At 73.4% G+C, this 17,811-nt stretch carries 17 protein-coding genes; 10 read left to right on the top strand and 7 right to left on the bottom strand.

What is annotated here, in order from left to right; translation table 11 throughout:
* The first annotated feature begins 13 nt into the window (after window positions 1-13).
* From J2S58_RS14170 to J2S58_RS14160, 3 genes are all read left to right on the top strand, one after another.
* The gene (locus tag J2S58_RS14170) at window positions 14-208 is read left to right on the top strand and encodes a hypothetical protein (RefSeq protein ID WP_205257783.1); all 195 of its coding nucleotides are present in this window, start codon (window positions 14-16) and stop codon (window positions 206-208) included.
* Window positions 205-921: a heme-binding beta-barrel domain-containing protein gene (locus tag J2S58_RS14165; protein ID WP_205257782.1), complete on the top strand. Its 717-nt coding sequence runs from the start codon at window positions 205-207 to the stop codon at window positions 919-921. Before J2S58_RS14170 ends, J2S58_RS14165 begins: the two co-directional genes overlap by 4 nt.
* A 115-nt stretch (window positions 922-1,036) precedes the next feature.
* On the top strand, window positions 1,037-2,236 hold the full coding sequence (locus J2S58_RS14160) for an AI-2E family transporter (RefSeq protein ID WP_205257781.1): 1,200 nt from the start codon (window positions 1,037-1,039) through the stop codon (window positions 2,234-2,236).
* A 90-nt stretch (window positions 2,237-2,326) separates the two neighbouring features.
* Here the strand turns inward: J2S58_RS14160 and pgm are convergent, their stop codons facing one another.
* The 4 genes from pgm to coaA form a co-directional block, all read right to left on the bottom strand.
* Entirely contained in the window at window positions 2,327-3,964 is a 1,638-nt protein-coding gene (pgm, locus tag J2S58_RS14155) for a phosphoglucomutase (alpha-D-glucose-1,6-bisphosphate-dependent) (protein WP_205257780.1), read from the bottom strand.
* A gap of 34 nt (window positions 3,965-3,998) precedes the next feature.
* Window positions 3,999-5,162 carry an App1 family protein gene (locus tag J2S58_RS14150; protein ID WP_205257779.1) on the bottom strand — a complete coding sequence of 388 codons (1,164 nt, stop codon included), beginning with the start codon at window positions 5,160-5,162 and terminating at the stop codon, window positions 3,999-4,001.
* Between the two features lie 88 nt (window positions 5,163-5,250).
* Entirely contained in the window at window positions 5,251-6,126 is an 876-nt protein-coding gene (locus J2S58_RS14145) for an aminotransferase class IV (protein ID WP_205257778.1), read from the bottom strand.
* Window positions 6,127-6,169: 43 nt separating this feature from the next.
* Window positions 6,170-7,249: a type I pantothenate kinase gene (coaA, locus tag J2S58_RS14140; RefSeq protein ID WP_205257777.1), complete on the bottom strand. Its 1,080-nt coding sequence runs from the start codon at window positions 7,247-7,249 to the stop codon at window positions 6,170-6,172.
* 144 nt (window positions 7,250-7,393) lie between these two features.
* On the opposite strand from coaA, the gene ygfZ reads away from it, so the two are divergent.
* From ygfZ to J2S58_RS14105, 7 genes are all read left to right on the top strand, one after another.
* A complete protein-coding gene (gene ygfZ / locus J2S58_RS14135; RefSeq protein WP_205257776.1) occupies window positions 7,394-8,659 on the top strand; it encodes a CAF17-like 4Fe-4S cluster assembly/insertion protein YgfZ in 1,266 nt (421 codons plus the stop codon).
* A 25-nt stretch (window positions 8,660-8,684) separates the two neighbouring features.
* Window positions 8,685-9,677, top strand: coding sequence for a threonine ammonia-lyase (locus tag J2S58_RS14130; RefSeq protein ID WP_205257775.1), 993 nt, complete (start codon window positions 8,685-8,687; stop codon window positions 9,675-9,677).
* 61 nt (window positions 9,678-9,738) lie between these two features.
* Window positions 9,739-10,710 carry an asparaginase gene (locus J2S58_RS14125; RefSeq protein ID WP_205257774.1) on the top strand — a complete coding sequence of 324 codons (972 nt, stop codon included), beginning with the start codon at window positions 9,739-9,741 and terminating at the stop codon, window positions 10,708-10,710.
* A 158-nt stretch (window positions 10,711-10,868) separates the two neighbouring features.
* The gene (locus J2S58_RS14120; RefSeq protein WP_205257773.1) at window positions 10,869-11,117 is read left to right on the top strand and encodes a DUF3073 domain-containing protein; all 249 of its coding nucleotides are present in this window, start codon (window positions 10,869-10,871) and stop codon (window positions 11,115-11,117) included.
* Window positions 11,118-11,311: 194 nt separating this feature from the next.
* On the top strand, window positions 11,312-13,027 hold the full coding sequence (locus tag J2S58_RS14115) for a fibronectin type III domain-containing protein (RefSeq protein ID WP_205257772.1): 1,716 nt from the start codon (window positions 11,312-11,314) through the stop codon (window positions 13,025-13,027).
* A gap of 133 nt (window positions 13,028-13,160) precedes the next feature.
* A complete protein-coding gene (locus J2S58_RS14110; protein ID WP_205257771.1) occupies window positions 13,161-13,919 on the top strand; it encodes a ParA family protein in 759 nt (252 codons plus the stop codon).
* Window positions 13,916-14,350: a hypothetical protein gene (locus tag J2S58_RS14105; RefSeq protein ID WP_205257770.1), complete on the top strand. Its 435-nt coding sequence runs from the start codon at window positions 13,916-13,918 to the stop codon at window positions 14,348-14,350. The genes J2S58_RS14110 and J2S58_RS14105 overlap by 4 nt, the downstream gene beginning before the upstream one ends.
* A gap of 19 nt (window positions 14,351-14,369) precedes the next feature.
* Here J2S58_RS14105 and J2S58_RS14100 read toward each other — a convergent pair whose 3' ends face one another.
* From J2S58_RS14100 to purF, 3 genes are all read right to left on the bottom strand, one after another.
* On the bottom strand, window positions 14,370-14,942 hold the full coding sequence (locus J2S58_RS14100) for a GNAT family N-acetyltransferase (protein ID WP_205257769.1): 573 nt from the start codon (window positions 14,940-14,942) through the stop codon (window positions 14,370-14,372).
* Between the two features lie 49 nt (window positions 14,943-14,991).
* Complete coding sequence (gene purM / locus J2S58_RS14095; RefSeq protein ID WP_240189237.1) at window positions 14,992-16,065, bottom strand: phosphoribosylformylglycinamidine cyclo-ligase; 1,074 nt, start codon at window positions 16,063-16,065, stop codon at window positions 14,992-14,994.
* Window positions 16,066-16,158: 93 nt separating this feature from the next.
* The gene (purF, locus tag J2S58_RS14090) at window positions 16,159-17,655 is read right to left on the bottom strand and encodes an amidophosphoribosyltransferase (protein WP_205257954.1); all 1,497 of its coding nucleotides are present in this window, start codon (window positions 17,653-17,655) and stop codon (window positions 16,159-16,161) included.
* Window positions 17,656-17,811: the final 156 nt, after the last annotated feature.

Here is a 17,811-nt window from a genome sequence, read left to right as displayed (position 1 = left end):
TGCGCGAGGACCGATGACCACCCCCGAGTCCGGTCCCCCGCGGACCGCCCAGGACATGGCCGACCTGGTCGCCGCCGAGGCCACGGCCGGCGAGCGCGTTCCGGTCGAACCGCACAACGCGGCCGAGCGGGAGGTCGACCCCGCTGCCGGGGACACGATCCCCGCCCTGCTGCAGGAGTCCGATCAGCTGGAGACCCCGGAGCGATGACCGACCCCGCTCCCGGCGCTCAGCGCGGCAGCGGTGACGCCGCCGTCGAAGCCGCCCTCCGTCGGTCGGCCGGCACCGCCGCCCTCAACCTGGAGGACGTGCCGACCCTCCCGATCGAGGGCGACACCGCCAACCTCCGCCTCGGCGCCGAGCTGAACCCGGCCTGCCATGTGCTGCTCCCGCTCGTCGGGGTATGGCGCGGCGAGGGCGAGTGGAACTACCCGACCCTGGACGTCCCCCGGCGCTACGGCCAGCAGATCACCATCTCCCACGACGGCCGGGAGTTCCTGCGGCACGAGGCGATCACCTGGCTGCTGCCCGTGCCGGCACCGGTGGCGGACGGGGACGACGAGACCGCCGCCGGCGACGTTGCGGCGGCCGAGTCCGCCGAGAAGCCCGAGCCCGCTGACCGACCCGAGCCGGCCGCCCGCGAGGTCGGCTGGTGGCGTCCCCAGCCGGACGGCACGATCGAACTGGTCATCGCCCATTCCGAGGGCGTGGTCGAGCTGTTCTACGGCACCTCCCGCACCCTGACGTCCTGGACCTTCGGGAGCGATGCGGTGATCCGGACGGCCAGCGCCCCCGAGGTGACCGGGGCCAGCCGCCTGTACGGGATCGTCGACGGCAAGCTGGCGTACGTGGAGGAGCGGGCGACCGCCGAGCACGAGCTGCAGCCACACACCTCGGCCCTGCTGGAACGCATCATCGGCTGAGCGCGGCCGGGTCGGTCAAGCAGGTGCGCCGGGTGCCACCGGCTCCCACGGATGGCCACCGATGGGCGGTTCCGTGCGACTGTTGCCTGTCCAGCCCCGCTCGCCAGGAGTCGCCGTGAACGTGCCCGCCCCCACCCCGCCCGACCAGCCGCCGTCGGCACTCCTGTCGGAACCCTCGTCGGAGCTCCCGCCGGCGCCCCGGCCGGAACCCTCGTCGGACACCATCACCGGCTCCGTCACCCCCGGCATGCGCATCGCCGCGGCCTGGTCGTGGCGGTTCCTGGTCGTGGTGGCCGCTCTGGCCGTGGTGCTCTACGCGGTGGCGTTCCTGTCCGAGATCACCATCCCGATCGCCATCGCGCTGCTGCTCAGTGCCCTGCTCAACCCGGTACGGCGCTTCCTGATCACCCAGGGCTGGCGGCCGGGACTGGCCGCGACCACCGTCTTCGTGGTCGGTCTGCTGCTCGTCGCCTGCGTGATCTTCCTGGTCGTCCGGCAGCTCATCTCCGGCGCCCGTGATCTGGCCGACCAGGTGACGGCCGGTATCGACCAGGTGCGGAACTGGCTGGTCACCGGACCGCTCAAGCTCTCCGAGGACCAACTGACCGGCGCGTTCGACTCGATCAAGCAGGCCGCGAAGGACAACCAGGACACGCTGACCAGCGGCGCGGTGAGCACGGCGACCACCGCCGGGCACGTGGTGACCGGGCTGGTGCTCGTGCTGTTCGTGCTGTTCTTCTTCCTGCGCGACGGGCACCGGATCTGGACGTGGCTGGTCGGGCTCGCCCCGCGCAAGGCCCGCACCCGCATCGACGGGGCCGCGCAGAAGGCCTGGACCACCCTGGCCGGCTACGTGCGGGCCACCGTCTTCGTCGCGTTCGTGGACGCCGTCGGCATCGGCATCGGCCTGCTCGTCGTCGGGGTGCCGCTCGCCGTCCCGCTGACCGCCCTGGTCTTCCTGGCCTCCTTCATCCCCATCGTCGGGGCCCTGGTCAGTGGGGTCGTCGCCGTGCTGGTCGCGCTGGTCACCGTCGGGCTGGTCAAGGCGATCATCATCCTGGCCGTGGTCATCGCCGTGCAGCAGCTGGAGAGTCACGTCCTGCAGCCGGTCCTGCTGGGCCGGGCCGTGCACCTGCACCCGCTGGCCGTGGCCCTGGCCATCGCCGGCGGCGTGCTCACCGCGGGCATCGTCGGCGCGCTGCTGGCCGTCCCGCTGATGGCCTGCCTGAACGCCGCGGTCAAGCACCTGGCGGGGAAGGACTCCCCCACCGCCGGCAAGGACCGGGTCGAGGAGCACCTGGAGAGCCGGGAGTAGTCGGAGACCGAGGCCTGAGGGCCCCGGACACCGACAGGCAGAAGGGGCGCCCCCGGATCTCCGTGGGCGCCCTTCCTGTCCGTCCTGCGGTCAGCCCTTCAGGGCTGCGGAGACCACGTCGCGGGCCTCGGCCTGCACCTGGGCCAGGTGCTCCGGCCCCTTGAAGGACTCGGCGTAGATCTTGTAGACGTCCTCGGTGCCGGACGGCCGGGCGGCGAACCAGGCGTTCTCCGTCGTCACCTTGAGCCCGCCGATGGCCGCGCCGTTGCCCGGGGCGGTGACCAGCCGGGCGGTGATCGCCTCGCCGGCCAGGGTGTCCGCGGTGACGTCCTCCGGGGAGAGCTTGGCCAGCTTGGCCTTCTCCGCCTTGGACGCGGGCGCGTCCACCCGGGCGTAGGCCGGATCGCCGAACTTCTCGGTGAGCTCCCGGTACCGCTGGCTCGGCGACTTGCCGCTGACCGCCTGGATCTCGCTCGCCAGCAGGGCCAGCAGGATGCCGTCCTTGTCGGTGGTCCACACGGTGCCGCGGGTGCGCAGGAACGACGCCCCGGCGGACTCCTCGCCGCCGAAGCCGATCGATCCGTCGATCAGGCCCGGCACGAACCACTTGAAGCCGACCGGCACCTCGTCCAGACGGCGGCCCAGGTCGCCGACCACCCGGTCGATCATCGACGAGCTGACCAGGGTCTTGCCCACCCCGGTGTCCGGCGACCAGCCGTCGCGGTTCCGGTACAGGTAGTCGATGGCCACGGCCAGGTAGTGGTTCGGGTTCATCAGCCCGGCGTCGGGGGTGACGATGCCGTGCCGGTCGGCGTCCGCGTCGTTGCCGGTGGCGATGTCGAACTCCGAGGCCCGCTTGACCAGCGAGGCCATCGCCGACGGGGACGAGCAGTCCATCCGGATCTTGCCGTCCCAGTCCAGCGTCATGAACGCCCACCGCGGGTCGACCGTCTCGTTGACGACGGTCAGGTCCAGCCCGTACCGCTCGCCGATGGCGCCCCAGTAGGCGACCGACGCGCCGCCGAGCGGGTCGGCGCCGATGCGTACGCCGGCGTCCTTGATCGCCTGGATGTTCAGCACGTTCTCCAGGTCGCCCACGTAGGAGGCCATGAAGTCGTAGAAGCCGGTGGTGTCGGCCCGCCGTGCCTGCTCGTACGGCATCCGCTTCACCTCGGCGAGCCCGCCGAGCAGGATCTCGTTCGCGCGGCCGGCGATCTGCGCGGTGGCGTCGGAGTCGGCCGGGCCGCCGTTCGGCGGGTTGTACTTGAAACCGCCGTCACGGGGCGGGTTGTGGCTCGGGGTGACCACGATGCCGTCGGCGAGCCTGCTGGTGCGCTTGCGGTTGGCCTTGAGGATGGCGTGCGAGACCGACGGCGTCGGGGTGTACCCGTCGGAGGCGTCCAGCATCACCGTGACGCCGTTGGCCGCGAGCACCTCCAGCGCGGTGGCCTGCGCGGGCCCGGAGAGGGCGTGGGTGTCCGCCCCCATGAACAGCGGTCCGTCCGTGCCCTGCTCGGCGCGGTACTCGCAGATCGCCTGGGTGATGGCCAGGATGTGGTCGCGGTTGAACGCGGTGTCGAACGCCGAACCGCGGTGACCGGAGGTGCCGAACACGACCTTCTGCTCCGGATCGTTCGCATCCGGGTGGAGGTCCTCGTACGCCGTCAGCAGGGCGTCGACATCGATCAGATCGCTGGCCTGGGCGGGCTGTCCTGCGCGTGGATCCATGCCGGTATTGAACCGGACGGGGCGCATCCCGGCATCACCGGGCGCCCTGCGGGCCCAACAGCTCCCCCTCGGCGAGGGCCAGGGACAGGCCGGCCCCGTCCGCGGCGGTCACCGTGGGCGCCGACCCGGGGCGGACCCGCTTGTCCGCGGCCTGGGTGTTGCCGGCCAGCACCTGCTGGGCCGGGGTGAGCAGCCGGATGGCCACCGCGGCCACCTGGTCGGGGCACGCGGCGGCGAACTCGGCGTAGAGCGCGGGGTCGTGCTGCCCGTCGTCGCCGACCAACAGCCAACGCACGCCGGGAAGCTCCTGCGCCAACCTGCGCAGCGCGGATCGCTTGTGCTCCTGGCCGGACCGGAACCAGCCGGTGTTCGTCGGCCCCCAGTCGGTGAGCAGCAGCGGGCCCTCGGGGAAGCCGTTGCGGGAGAGGAAGCGTGTCAACGTGGCGGCCACGTTCCACGCCCCGGTGGACAGGTAGACCACCGGGGCTCGGGGATGCCGGGCCAGGACGTCGGCGTAGAAGCCGGCCATCCCGGGCACCGGCCGGCGGGCGGTCTCCCGCAGGACGAAGGTGTTCCAGGCAGCCACCAGCGGTCGGGGCAGCAGGGTGACCAGGACGGTGTCGTCGATGTCGCTCACCAGGCCGATCTGCGGACCCGGCGCGACCACCAGCACCCGGGTCACCGCGTCCGGCCCGTCGGTCAGCCGGAGCGGAACCTCGTGCCAGCCCGGGCCGAGGGCGGCGGGCACCGTCCGGTCCAGATAGCCGCCGCGGGCGGTGACCAGCCGGTGTTCCCGCCCACCCAGCCGGACGGTGACCTCGGCGTCGGGAACGGCCACGGCCAGGAAGCGCCGCCAACCGCGGGCGGCCCGCTGCCGCCCCGCCGTCCGCGGGTCCCCGGCCTCCCGGGCGCTGGGGTCCGCCCCGGCCGCACCCGGCGGGGTCAACACCACCCGCGCGAGGATGCGGGCGAACCCGGCGGAGTCCGCCGGGTCCCCAGCGCCCCCAGTGCCCACGGCACCGGCGGAGCCGTACCCGCTGTACGGGACGATCGCCGGCCGCCAGCCGCGCCGCCGCAGCAGCGTCCCGACGACCGCGAACACCCGGTCCTCCAGGCGGGCGCCGATGTGCGGGCGGGCCGACGCGGCGCCGCTCCCCGGCCGCTCCCCCTGGGGCGTCCCGGATGGGGGCCGGCTCATCGGCGGTCGCTCGTCGCGCGCGGGCCCGACCGCTCAATCCGCCGCGACCCCCGCCGTCCCCGACGGGTGGACCGGGCACCGACAGCGCTCACCGGGGGACGTCGAGCAGATCGGCCAACTCCCGGTTCAATGCCCGCGCGAGGGCGGTGTCCTCGCGCGGGACCCCGTCCACCGCGGTCACCGGGGCCAGCAGGCGAGCGCTGGAGGCCAGCCACAACCCCTGCGCCGCATGCAGTTCCCCGACCGGAACCGGGCGCCGCTCCGTCCGCCAGCCGGCGCGCTCGGCCGCGGCGAACAGCGTCCGCACGGTGATGCTCTCCAGCACCCCCTGATCCGGCGGGGTGACCAGCGTCCGCGGGGCGTCCTGGGGAACCAGCACCACCGAGGCGGTCGGCGCCTCCAGCACGTGCCCGTCGGCGGCGCTGAACACCGCGTCGTCGGCGTCGTGCTCGTGCGCCCACCGCAGCGCCGCCATGTTGATCGCGTACGAGATGGTCTTCGCCCCGGACAGCAGCCACGGGTGATCGGCCCCGGCCGCCGAGGAGAACCCGCGCGGCAGCAGCACGATCCGCACCCCGTCCTCCCGCTGGGCGATGCTGGCCGCGGCCAACGGTGCCCCGGTGACATAGCAGGTCGGCCCGGCGCCGTCGGGCCCGCGGGTGGCGGCGAGCCGCAGCACCATCTCCCGGCCGCCGGTCCACGCCCGGAGGATCGCGTCGACCCCCCGGCGCCAGTCCGCCTGCCCCGGCAGGACCAGGTCGATCATCGCCGCGGACCGGAACAACCGGGCGAGGTGGTCGTCGAGATCGCGGGGGCGGCCGTCCACGGCCAGGGTGGTGTCGAAGATGCCGTCCCCGCGCAGCACCCCGAGGTCGTCCGGGCGCAGCAGCGGCGTGGTCACCGGGACGAGGGTCCCGTCGAGCAGCGCCACCAGGGTCGTCGGTCGGGTCTCGTCGGCAGGCACCGAACCACTGTAGGAGGGCCCGGTCGGCGCCGCGGGAACCGGGTCAGAGCTTGCGCAACCGGATCCGGCTGACCGCGTGGTCCGGCCCCTTGACCATCACCAGGGAGGCCCGACCCCGGGTGGGCAGGATGTTCTCGGTCAGGTTGGGCTCGTTGATCGAGCCCCAGATCCGCTCGGCCAGCTCGACGGCCTCGGTGTCGGTCAGCGCGGCGAACCGGTGGAAGAACGACTGCGGATCGGCGAAGGCGGTCTGCCGAAGGCTGAGGAAGCGTTCCACGTACCACCGGCGGATCGAGTCGATGTCGGCGTCCACGTAGACGGAGAAGTCGAAGAAGTCGCTGAGCGACAGGGCGGCCTCGCCCTCCTCGTCGAGCTGGGCCGGCTGCAGCACGTTCAGTCCCTCGACGATGAGGACATCGGGGCGGTGCACCACGATCTCCTCGTCCGGGACGATGTCGTACGTCAGGTGGTCGTACCGCGGTGCCCGCACCTCCGCCGCCCCGGACTTCACCGCGGCCACGAAGCGCAGCAGGGCCCGGCGGTCGTAGGACTCGGGGAAACCCTTGCGGTCCATCAGCCCCCGCGCCTCCAGCACCGCGTTGGGGTAGAGGAACCCGTCGGTGGTGATGAGCTCGACGCGCGGGGTGTCCGGCCAGCGGGCCAGCAGCTCGCGGAGCACCCGGGCGGTGGTGGACTTGCCGACGGCCACCGACCCGCCCACCCCGATGACGAACGGGGTGCGGGCGGCCCGCTCCCCCAGGAACGTCGAGGTCACCCGGTGCAGGGTGCCGGTGCCGGCGACGTAGAGGTTGAGCAGTCGGGACAGCGGCAGGTAGACGGTCTCCACCTCGGCGAGGTCGATCGGGTCCCCCAGACCCGACAGCCGGGTCAGCTCGTCGGCCGAGAGCGGCAGCGGAGTGGCCCGGGCCAGCGCGGCCCACTCCGCCCGGTCCATGTCGACGAACGGGGAGAGGTCCTCGTCGAAGACGGGTCGGCGGCCGGGGGCGGTCCGGCGGCCCGGGCGGGGCTCGGTCACCGTCCCGCCACGGGGCGCGTGCCCGCCGACTCGAGCGGGCAGGGTGGGGGTGTCCGGCGCGGCGGACACCGCCTCGTCGTCGGGCATGGGGCTCATTCAACCGGTGCCGGGCCCCGCAGACCCGGCGCGGCGGTGTGACCTCTCCCGCACCACGGCCCCCGACCCCCTCGTGACCAGCGAGGACGAGCACGGCCGCGCCCCGGTGTCGCCCCGGCGACCTACCATCGGGGCATGTCCGTCACCCCGTCCGCCGCCGGCTCGTCACCACTGGATCCCACCGGCCCGGACGGCCCCGGCTCGCACGGTGCGACACCGGCCGACACGTCGCCGCCGGTCACCACCGAGCTGCCGGTGACCGTCCTGGACGGCGCCGCGCCCGGCCCCGCTCCCACCGTGCTGCCCTCCCCCCTGCTGGGTCTGCCGGGTGCCGTCGCCGGCACCGGCCGGGACACCGGGCTGGCCTGGCACTACGGCGACCCGATGGGCGAGCAGCGGGTCACCACCCTGCGCACCGGGTTGTTCGACACCTCCACCCGCGGCCGGCTCACCGTCACCGGACCGGACCGGCTCACCTGGCTGCACACGCTGACCAGTCAGTTCCTCTCCACCGCGGCCGACGGCACGGTGACCCAGGCGCTGGTGCTCAGCCCGCAGGGCCACGTCGAGCACCACATGAACGTCACCGTGCTGCCCGACGCGGTCCACCTGGACACCGAGCCCGGCGCCCACGAGGGCCTGCTGGCCTATCTGACCGGCATGGTGTTCTGGTCGAAGGTGGAGATCGCCGACCGGACGGCCGACCTCGGTGGGCTCCTGCTCGTCGGACCGACCACCGCCGAGGTGCTGGGCCAGGTGCTCGGCGCGGGCACGCAGCTCCCCGGGGGTGCGGACACGGCTGTCGTGCTGCCCGCCGGCGGGCCCCAGGGGTGGCTCCGGCGGACCACCGCGGGCACCGAACTGGTCGTGGCCCGCGGCGATCTCGCCGCCCTGGCCGCGCAGCTGGTCCGGGCGGGTGCCCGCCCGGCGGGCACCTGGGCGGCCGACGCCCTGCGCGTGCTGGACCGGCGGCCGCGCTGGGGCGTGGACACCGACGAGCGCACCATCCCCAACGAGGTCGAGTGGCTGCGCACCGCGGTGCACCTGAACAAGGGCTGCTACCGCGGCCAGGAGACCGTCGCCCGGGTCGACAACATCGGCCGGCCGCCCCGCCGGCTGGTGCTGCTCAACCTGGACGGGTCGATGGAACGGCTCCCGGAGACCGGTGACGCCGTGGTCAGCGGCGCGGGCCGGGTCGTCGGCAGGCTCGGCACCGTCGTGCACCACCACGAGGACGGCCCGGTCGCCCTCGCCCTGCTCAAGCGGGCCATCGAGCCGGGGGTGCCGTTGCTGGCCGGTGGGGTGGACGCCGTGATGGACCCGGCCGACGCCCCGGAGCCGGAGACCGCACCCCGATCGGCGGTGGACCACCGCGCCCTGCGGTCCGTCCGCCGTCCCTGACCCCGCCCCCCACGAGGAGACGCGCATGACCGCCGTCGCACCCGCCACCCCCCGCCTCGTCGACATCGACGCGATCCGGGACGCCGCCGAACGCATCCGGCCCTACGCCGTGCGCACCCCGCTCCTGCCGTCGCCGTGGCCCGGGCTGTGGCTCAAGCCGGAGAACCTGCAGGCCATCGGCGCGTTCAAGATCCGCGGGGCGGCCACCGCCATCTCCCGCCTCGACCCGGAGGTCCGGGCCCGGGGTGTGCTCGCGCACTCGTCGGGCAACCACGCCCAGGCCGTGGCCTTCGTGGCCCGGGCGTTCGGCATCGACGCGCACATCGTCATCCCGGACAACGCCCCCGAGCGCAAGATCCGGGCCACCCGGGACCTGGGAGCCACCGTCGAACTGGTCCCCGTGGCGGAGCGGTTCTCCCGGCCGCTGGAACTCCAGGCGCAGACGGGCAAGGCGATGATCCCGCCGTTCGACCACCCGGACATCGTCGCCGGTCAGGGCACGGTGGGGCTGGAGATCGTGGAGGACTTCCCGTCCACCCCCGGCGCCGACGGACCGGTCGAGACGATCCTGGTGCCGGTGTCCGGTGGGGGTCTCATCTCCGGGGTGGCCGCGGCGGTCGCCGCCCTGCTGCCCGACGTGAAGGTGGTCGGCGTGGAGCCCGCGCTGGCCGGGGACGCGGCCGAGTCGCTGCGCACCGGGCGCCGGGTGGCCTGGGAGCCGGCCGACACCGCCCGCACCGTCGCCGACGGCCTGCGCACGTTCAGCATCGGCGAGCTGCCCTGGCAGCACATCTCCACCCAGGTGCACGACATCGTCACGGTGTCCGAGGAGGAGATCCTGGACGCCACCCGAGAGCTGGCCCTGCGGGCGCGGCTGCTGGCCGAGCCCAGTGGCGCGGTGAGTGTGGCGGCGTACCTGCACCACGCCGACCGGCTGCCCGGCGGCCGGACGGTGGCGGTGGTCTCGGGTGGGAACATCGATCCCGCCCTGCTCGGTCGCCTGCTCACCCAGCCCTGAGCCGGAGCTGATCCTCGAGGTCGACCGTCCGTCCCGTACCGCCTGCTGTTGGAGGAAGTCCGTGTCCCGTCCCCCCGTCGAACTCGTGCACGTGCTGCGGTCCGGCTTCCACGAGTGCAGCCACTACGGGTCCATGGTCGTCACCGGCCCGGACGGCGCGATCCTGCACGAGGCCGGTGACCCGTCCGCCGCGGTCCTCCCCCGGTCGTCGAACAAGCCGTTCCAGGCGGTGGCCATGCTGCAGGCTGGTGCCGATCTGGCCGGCGCCGACCTGGCCCTGGCCTCCGCGTCGCACTCCGGCGAGTCGATGCACGTGACCCGGGTGCTGGCCATGCTCGAACGGGCCGGGCTCACCGAGGACGACCTGCAGTGCCCGCCGGCGCTGCCGATGGAGGAACAGGCCAAGCGGGCGGTGCTCGCCGAGGGGGGCGAACCGCGGCGGGTCTACATGAACTGCTCCGGCAAGCACGCCGGGATGCTGCTGGCCTGCGTCGCACAGGGGTGGGACACGGCCACCTACCTCGATCCCGAGCACCCGCTGCAGCGGTCCGTCCGCGCAGTGGTGGCCCGACTGGCCGACGAGGAGCCCAGTGCGGTGTGCATCGACGGGTGCGGGGCTCCGCTGTTCGCCATCCCGCTCACCGCACTGGCCCGCGCCTTCGGTCGGGTCAACGCGGCCGCGCCCGGCACCGTGGAGCAGACCGTCGCGTCGGCCATGCGGAACAACCCGGAGATGGTGGGCGGCACCGGCCGCGAGGACACCCGGCTGATGGCCGGCCTCCCCGGACTGCTGGTCAAGGGAGGTGCCGAGGGGGTCCACTGCGCCTCGCTGCCCGACGGCAGCACCGTCGCGGTGAAGATCGCGGACGGTGGCGACCGGGCCCGCATGCCCGTTCTGGTCGCCGGTCTGCGGCGGCTCGAGGTGCCCACGGACGAGGCCGGGGCCGCCCTGCTCGACGAGCTGGGCACCGGGGTCGTGCTGGGCGGAGGGCGCCCGGTGGGCACCGTCCAGGCCGCTCCGGCCGTCCGCTGAGACCCCCGTCCGACCCGCCGGACGGAGCCGGTCGGGGCCTGTCGCGAGGATGCTGTGTGCGCACGCGGAAACCCTGTATCGTTGTGACCACGACAGATATCTGATCCCGGGGCCGCCACCTGTGGCCGCCCCGCTTCTTACGTGCAAGGGGGTCCGCCATGGGGCGAGGCCGTCAGAAGGCAAAGCAGACGAAGGTGGCGCGGGAGCTCAAGTACTCCTCGCACAACATCGATGTGACTGCCTTACAGCGCGAGCTCACCGGAGGCCCGGTCCACCAACCGCCACCGGTCGTTCCCGACAAAGACGAGGAAGAGGATCTGTACGCCTCCCTCGCCTCGCGGTACGACGTCGGTGAGGACGACGACGACGCCGACAGCCTGATCCCCCGACGGACCCAGGCTCGCTGAGCAGACATCGCCCCGCTCCCCGAGCGGGCACATCACCGAGGAATGGGTCGCTCCGACTGGAGCGGCCCATTCGTCGTGTTCGCCCCCGAACAGCCCGCACCTGTCCGGAACCCGCGGGCCATGCGTGAGTCCGGCGTGAGCACGGGGCACTAGGTTCGGTCCGCGCACACCCCGGTGCGTGGTCGGGAGTCCTCGTGCGCATTCGTTCCCTGCTCGTCCCCGTGCTGACCGTGCTCCTGGCCGGCGGCGGTGTCGCACAGGCTGCGCCCACCGACGCAGTACCCGGCACGACGTCGACCACGGACACCGTCCTGTCGATCGCGGCCGACGCCGACGCCGAGGGCACGGCGGCCGTGACCGCCGACCCGGTGGGCGTCCATTCGGTCCTGGTCATCCGGGCCTACTGGACGGCCCCCGACTCGCTGACCGCGGCCCAGGCACGCACCGCCGTCATCGACACCCCGAACGCGTGGTATCGCGAGATGTCCTACGGCAGCTCGGGTTTCACCGGTGATGTCATCCCGGACTGGGTGCGGATCACCGGACCGGTGAACAGCGACTCCTGCTACTCCGACACCTACTCCATCCGGGACCAGGCGCTGGCCGCGGCCCTGACCCAGGGGTACGACGCCGGGCGCTACGACCGCACCGCCATCTACTTCCCCCGTGCCGCCTGCAACGACGCCGCCGATCCCGCGGGGTGGGCCGTCGTCGGCGGCCGGGACCTCTGGTTGGACGGTTGGACCCTGCCGGACACCGTGGTGCACGAGTTCGGGCACCTCGACGGGTTGGACCATTCCCGGGCAGCCCGTTGCACCGATCCGGTCACCCACGTGCCCGTGGCGCTGGCGCCGGTCGCGTCCTGTTCCTTCACCGACGACCCGACGGAGCTGATGGGGGCGTCGGGCCGGTCGCAGTTCAGTGCACCGCAGAAGAACCGGGTCGGCTGGCTGGCGGGCCGGACGGTGACCCTGACCCCGGGGACGTCGGCCCGCCTGACCCCGCTGGAGACCGGGTCCGCCCGGAACGCCGCCGTCCTGACCACACCGACCGGGCGCCGGTACTGGGTCGAGTACCGGCAGCCGATCGGCCTGGATGCGGAGTTGGACCCCGGCCTGACCTCCGGGCTGATCCTGCGCATGGAGGATCCCGGGTACGCCTCCACACCGGTCCTGCTGGACATGACGCCGACGACCGACAGCCTCACCGACTGCACCCTGGGCGCCGGCCGCTCGTGGCGGTCGCCCGACGGCTACACGTTCACCGCCTCGCAGGTGGACGCGACCGGCGCGACCGTCACCGTGCAGACCGCCGCCGCCCTCGGCGCCCCCACGGGCGTCACCACCCGCCAGGACAACACGGCCGGCACGGCCACCCTGACCTGGGCACCCCCGGCCACCGACGGCGGCCGCCCCGTCACCGGCTACCGCGTCTCCCGTGACGGCACCGGCTCCACCGGAACCCCCGCCTGGTCGGCGTGGATGCCCGCCGACGCCCGCACCCGCACCTTCGTCAACCTCGCCCCCGGCACCCCGTACACCCTCACCGTCCGCGCCGTCACCGCCGCCGGCGACGGACCACCCGCCACCCGGACCGTCACCATGGCCCGCACCGCGGGCGTGCCGACCCAGGTGACCGCCACCCGTCAGGACGCCGCCGGGACGGCCACCCTGACCTGGGCACCCCCGGCCACCGACGGCGGCCGCCCCGTCACCGGCTACCGCGTCTCCCGGAACGGCACCGGCTCCACCGGAACCCCCGCCTGGTCGGCGTGGATGCCAGCCGACGCCCGCACCCGCACCTTCGTCAACCTCGCCCCCGGCACCCCGTACACCCTCACCGTCCGCGCCGTCACCGCCGCCGGCGACGGACCACCCGCCACCCGGACCGTCACCCTGGCGGCCCGATGACCACCCCCGGCACAACCGCACCGGCGCCCCACCTGGGCATCTAGTTCCGCTGGTTCTGTTGGTTCCAGCCCCGGACGTACCCTGATCCCGGCTTGCATCCGCCGGACGCGGGTGGGCCCGGAGGGAGCTCCCGGTGGGTCGGGTCATCGCCGTGGTGAACCAGAAGGGCGGCGTCGGGAAGACGACGACGTCCGTCTCGGTGGCCGCCTGCGCTGCCGAGTCCGGTCGCTCAGTGCTCCTGGTCGACACCGATCCGGAGTCCGACTCGACGCACTGGCTGGCCGGTTCCCCGGACGACGGCGCCGTGATGGACGTGCTGACCGGGGCCCTGCCGCTGGACGCGATCATCCGCACCACCGGTGTCCCCGGCCTGGATCTCGCCCCGGCCGACACGGATCTCGTGCTGGCCGAACGCACCCTCGGCAACCTGGTGGGTGCCGAGCGCCGACTGGCCACCGCGATCGCCACCGTCGCCGACCGGTACGACCTCGTGCTGGTGGACTGCCCGCCGTCCCTCAACCTGCTGACGGTGGGGGCCCTGGTCGCCGCGGACGAGGTCCTGGTCCCGGTGGCCATGGGCTCGTTGGAGATCGACGGCCTGACGACCCTGCTGCCCACCGTGGAACTCACCACCCGTCGACTCAACCCCGGGCTGCGGCTGGCCGGGGTGCTGCCGATCAAGGTGCGCCACCGGCAGCGGATGAGCCTGGACGTGCTCGAGGTGCTCCGCGGTCGCTTCGGGGAGCGGGTGCTGCCGCCGATCCGGGACGCGGTGACGGTGGCCGAGGCCGCCTCGGCCCAGCAGCCGATCACCGTCTACGCCCCGGACGACGACATCACGCAGGACTACCGCGCAGCCACCCACGCGCTGCTGGACGGGAGAACCGGATGAGTCCACACCGCCGCGGCGGCCTGGCCCGCAACCCGCTGGCCACCCTGGTGCCCGACCCGGCGGCCCTGCCGCCCACCCCGGAGCCGCCCGCCACGGAGCCGCACACCCCCGTGGCGGCCGACTCCCGGCCGGCCGACACCGAGCCGGCGGTGGCGACACCCGCACCCGCCGCACCCCCCACCGGGGACGCCGGGGAAGGACCGGCCGGCCCACCGCGCAAGCCGGTGAAGTTCGGCGGGTACATCGACCCCGCGATCGCCGATCAGGTGCGGGACACCCTGGTCGCGCTCGGTCCGGAGTGGACCGTCGGGGAGTTCATGGAGCAGGCGTTCCTGGCCTTCATGCACGCCAAGGAGGACGAGCTGAACGAGGGGCGGCCGTTCCCGCACCGGCGTCGGGACAAGCTGCGGACCGGTCGTCGGGTCGGCTGACGTCCGTGGCGCCGCGAGCTCAGCGGAGGTCGAGGCGCATGAGGACGCGGGGGAATCCGTTCAGCACGGAGCCGGTGTCCGCCGCCTTGGTGAATCCCGCCCGGTCGAACATGGCCCTCGTCCCCACGTAGGCCATCGTCAGGTCGACCGTGCGGCCCTCGTTGTCCACCGGGTACGCCTCGACCACCGGCGCCCCGCGCTCGCGGGCGAAGGCCACCGCGCCGGCGATGAGGTGATGGGCGATACCGGTGCCGCGATGGCCGGGGCGCACCCGCACGCACCACAGCGACCAGACCGGCAGGTCGTCGAGGAGGGGTATGCGTCGGTTGCGGGCGAAGGTGGTGGCGGCCCTCAGGTGCACGGCGGCCCAACCGACGACCTCGTCGCCGTCGTAGGCGAGGACGCCGGGCGGGATCTCCTCCTGCAGGAGCTGCCGGACCCGGTCGCCCCGGGCCGGCCCGGTCAGGGCCTGGTTCTCCGCGGACGGGATGCGGTAGCTCAGGCACCAGCAGACGTTGGCGTCCGGGCGCTTGGGCCCGACCAGGGTGCGGACATCGTCGAAGTCCGTCGCCGGTCGCACCTCGATGCCCATGGCCGGCATCGTGCCACCGGCCCGCCCGCCCCGCCCGGGGCGTGGTCGGTCAGAAGCGGGGGTGCTCTCCGGTCAGGGTGACCCGGGCAGCGTCGTCCGACTTCTCCACCGTGCCCAGCACGACGGCCGGTAGATGCCGCGCGGTGAGGATGGCCCGGGCGCGGTCGACGTCGTCCGCCCCGACCACGGCGACCATGCCGATGCCCATGTTGAAGGCCTGCTCCATCTCCTCGCGGCCGACCCGGCCATGCCCGGCGATGTAGCCGAAAACCGGCAGCGGGGTCCAGCTCTGCCGGTCCAACCGCGCGGTCAGCCCGGCGGGGATGACCCGGGCCAGGTTGCTGACCAGGCCGCCGCCGGTGATGTGCGCGTAGGCGTGCACATCGGTCTCCCGGGCCAGGTTCAGGCAGTCCAGCGCGTAGATGCGGCAGGGCTCGAGGAGCTCCTCCCCCAGGGTGCGGCCGAACTCCTCGACGTGTCCGTCCAGCGGCAGGCGCGCGATGTCCAGCAGCACGTGCCGGACCATCGAATAGCCGTTGGCGTGCACGCCGGAGGAAGCGAGACCCAGCACGACGTCGCCGGGACGGACCTTGTCCGGTCCGAGCACGAGGTCGGCCTCGACCACGCCCACCGCGGTGGCGGCCAGGTCGTAGTCCTCGTCGGCCATCAGTCCGGGGTGCTCCGCGGTCTCCCCGCCGACCAGTGAGCAGCCGGCCTGGACGCAGCCGTCGGCGATGCCGGAGACGATGCTCGCGATCCGCTCGGGCTCGACCTTGCCGCAGGCGATGTAGTCCTGGAGGAACAGCGGCTCGGCGCCGCAGGCGACCAGGTCGTCGACGACCATCGCGACGAGGTCGATGCCGATGGTGTGGTGCACGTCCATGGCCTGGGCGATGGCCGTCTTGGTGCCGACGCCGTCGGACGACGAGGCGAGCAGCGGGTCGCGGAACTTGTGCACCGGGAGACGGAACAGCGAGGCGAAACCGCCGATGCTGCCGACGACCTCGGGCCGGTGGGTGCGGTCGGTGAACGGCCGGATCAGGTCGACGGCGGCCTCGCCGGCCGCGATCGAGACACCGGAGCCGGCGTAGGTGGCCCCCGGGCCCATGGAATGGCGGGTCATCTGCGGTCCTGCTCCCCTGCGGTGGGCGGCCGTGGTGGCGCCCGTCTCGTGTCCGGAACTGCTCGTGGTGGTGGTCGTGCTGCCGCCCGCGACTCAGGGACGGCTGAGGGCGTCGGCCGCCCCGTACCCGGCGCCGGCGACCGGTGCGGCATCGCCGGCGACACCGCGGGCGATCCCCTCCAGCACGTGCTTGCCGATCTGGTCGGGGATCGGGATGGGGTACTCGCCGGTGAAGCAGGCCGTGCACAGCCGGTTCTTCGGCTGCTCGGAGGACGCGACGAGGGCGTCCAGGGACACGTAGCCCAGGGTGTCCGCACCGATCGACCGGCGGACGGCCTCCACGTCACCGGCGTTCGCGATGAGCTCGGCCCGGGAGGCGAAGTCGATGCCGTAGAAGCACGGCCAGCGCACCGGCGGTGAGGCGATCCGCACGTGCACCTCGAGGGCCCCCGCCTCGCGGAGCATGCGCACCAGGGCGCGCTGGGTGTTGCCGCGGACGATCGAGTCGTCCACCACCACCAGGCGTTTGCCGCGGATGACGTCGCGCAGCGGATTCAGCTTGAGCCGGATGCCGAGCTGACGGATGGTCTGCGACGGCTGGATGAAGGTGCGCCCGACGTAGGCGTTCTTGACCAGTCCCTGGCCGTACGGGATACCGGAGGCCTGCGCGTAGCCGATGGCCGCAGGGGTGCCGGACTCCGGGGTGGGGATGACCAGATCGGCCTCGACCGGGGCCTCGCCGGCCAGCCGCCGGCCGATCTCCACCCGGGTGGCGTGCACGCCCCGACCGGAGATCGTCGTGTCGGGCCGGGCCAGGTAGACGTATTCGAACACGCAGCCCTTGGGCTCCTGCGGGGCGAAGTGCTCGCTGCGCAGGCCGTCCGCGTCGATGGCCAGCAGCTCACCCGGTTCGACCTCGCGCACGTAGGACGCGCCGACGATGTCCAGCGCGGCGGTCTCCGAGGCGACGACCCAGCCGCGGTCCAGCCGACCGAGCACCAGCGGGCGCACGCCGTGCCGGTCGCGGGCCGCGTACAGGGTGTGCTCGTCGGAGAAGACGAGGCAGAACGCGCCCTCGAGGGAGGGCAGCAGCTCCAGGGCGGCGGCCTCGAGTCCGGCATCGGCGGACTTGGCGGCGAGCAGGCGGGTCAGGATGTCCGAGTCGGTGGTGCACTTGGACCGACCGTTGCGGCCGGGCAGCGCGGCGACGCGGGCGGCCAGTTCCATGGTGTTGACCAGGTTGCCGTTGTGGCCCAGGGCGATGCCCGACCCGACGTCGGTGATGGCGAAGGTGGGCTGGGCGTTCTCCCACGTGGAGGACCCGGTGGTGGAGTACCGGCAGTGCCCGACGGCGATGTGGCCCTGCAGGGACGACAGCGTCTGCTCGTCGAAGACCTGGGAGACCAGGCCGAGATCCTTGAACACCACGATCTGGCTGCCGTCGGCGACGGCGATGCCGGCGGCCTCCTGGCCTCGGTGCTGCAGTGCGTAGAGGCCGTAGTAGGTCAGCTTGGCGACCTCCTCACCGGGGGCCCAGACACCGAAGACGCCGCACTCCTCCTTGGGTCCCTGGTCGGTGGCCGCATCCATCTCGGGGTCGACGGGGGCCGCCCCGGACAGCGGGGACACCGCAGTGAGGGGGAGGGACCGCCGGGAGTGGACCGCGCCTGCCACCGGGTACGGGTGAGAGTCGGGCGTTGAGCCAGTGACCACGTACCGTGCTCCTCTACGAGGCATCGTGTGAGG

Source organism: Nakamurella flavida, from assembly GCF_030811475.1.
In the GTDB taxonomy this organism is placed as follows: Bacteria; Actinomycetota; Actinomycetes; order Mycobacteriales; family Nakamurellaceae; genus Nakamurella; species Nakamurella flavida.
Note: the sequence above shows the minus strand (reverse complement) of the source record. Positions and strands in the feature narration are given on the sequence as shown.

Bases quoted from the DNA above. Each gene is read 5' to 3' on its own strand.
- J2S58_RS14170 (WP_205257783.1), top strand. From the start codon at position 14: ATGACCACCCCCGAGTCCGGTCCCCCGCGGACCGCCCAGGACATGGCC.
- J2S58_RS14165 (WP_205257782.1), top strand. From the start codon at position 205: ATGACCGACCCCGCTCCCGGCGCTCAGCGCGGCAGCGGTGACGCCGCC.
- pgm (WP_205257780.1), bottom strand. From the start codon at position 3,964: ATGGATCCACGCGCAGGACAGCCCGCCCAGGCCAGCGATCTGATCGAT.
- J2S58_RS14150 (WP_205257779.1), bottom strand. From the start codon at position 5,162: ATGAGCCGGCCCCCATCCGGGACGCCCCAGGGGGAGCGGCCGGGGAGC.
- coaA (WP_205257777.1), bottom strand. From the start codon at position 7,249: ATGCCCGACGACGAGGCGGTGTCCGCCGCGCCGGACACCCCCACCCTG.
- ygfZ (WP_205257776.1), top strand. From the start codon at position 7,394: ATGTCCGTCACCCCGTCCGCCGCCGGCTCGTCACCACTGGATCCCACC.
- J2S58_RS14130 (WP_205257775.1), top strand. From the start codon at position 8,685: ATGACCGCCGTCGCACCCGCCACCCCCCGCCTCGTCGACATCGACGCG.
- J2S58_RS14120 (WP_205257773.1), top strand. From the start codon at position 10,869: ATGGGGCGAGGCCGTCAGAAGGCAAAGCAGACGAAGGTGGCGCGGGAG.
- J2S58_RS14105 (WP_205257770.1), top strand. From the start codon at position 13,916: ATGAGTCCACACCGCCGCGGCGGCCTGGCCCGCAACCCGCTGGCCACC.
- J2S58_RS14100 (WP_205257769.1), bottom strand. From the start codon at position 14,942: ATGGGCATCGAGGTGCGACCGGCGACGGACTTCGACGATGTCCGCACC.
- purM (WP_240189237.1), bottom strand. From the start codon at position 16,065: ATGACCCGCCATTCCATGGGCCCGGGGGCCACCTACGCCGGCTCCGGT.
- purF (WP_205257954.1), bottom strand. From the start codon at position 17,655: ATGGATGCGGCCACCGACCAGGGACCCAAGGAGGAGTGCGGCGTCTTC.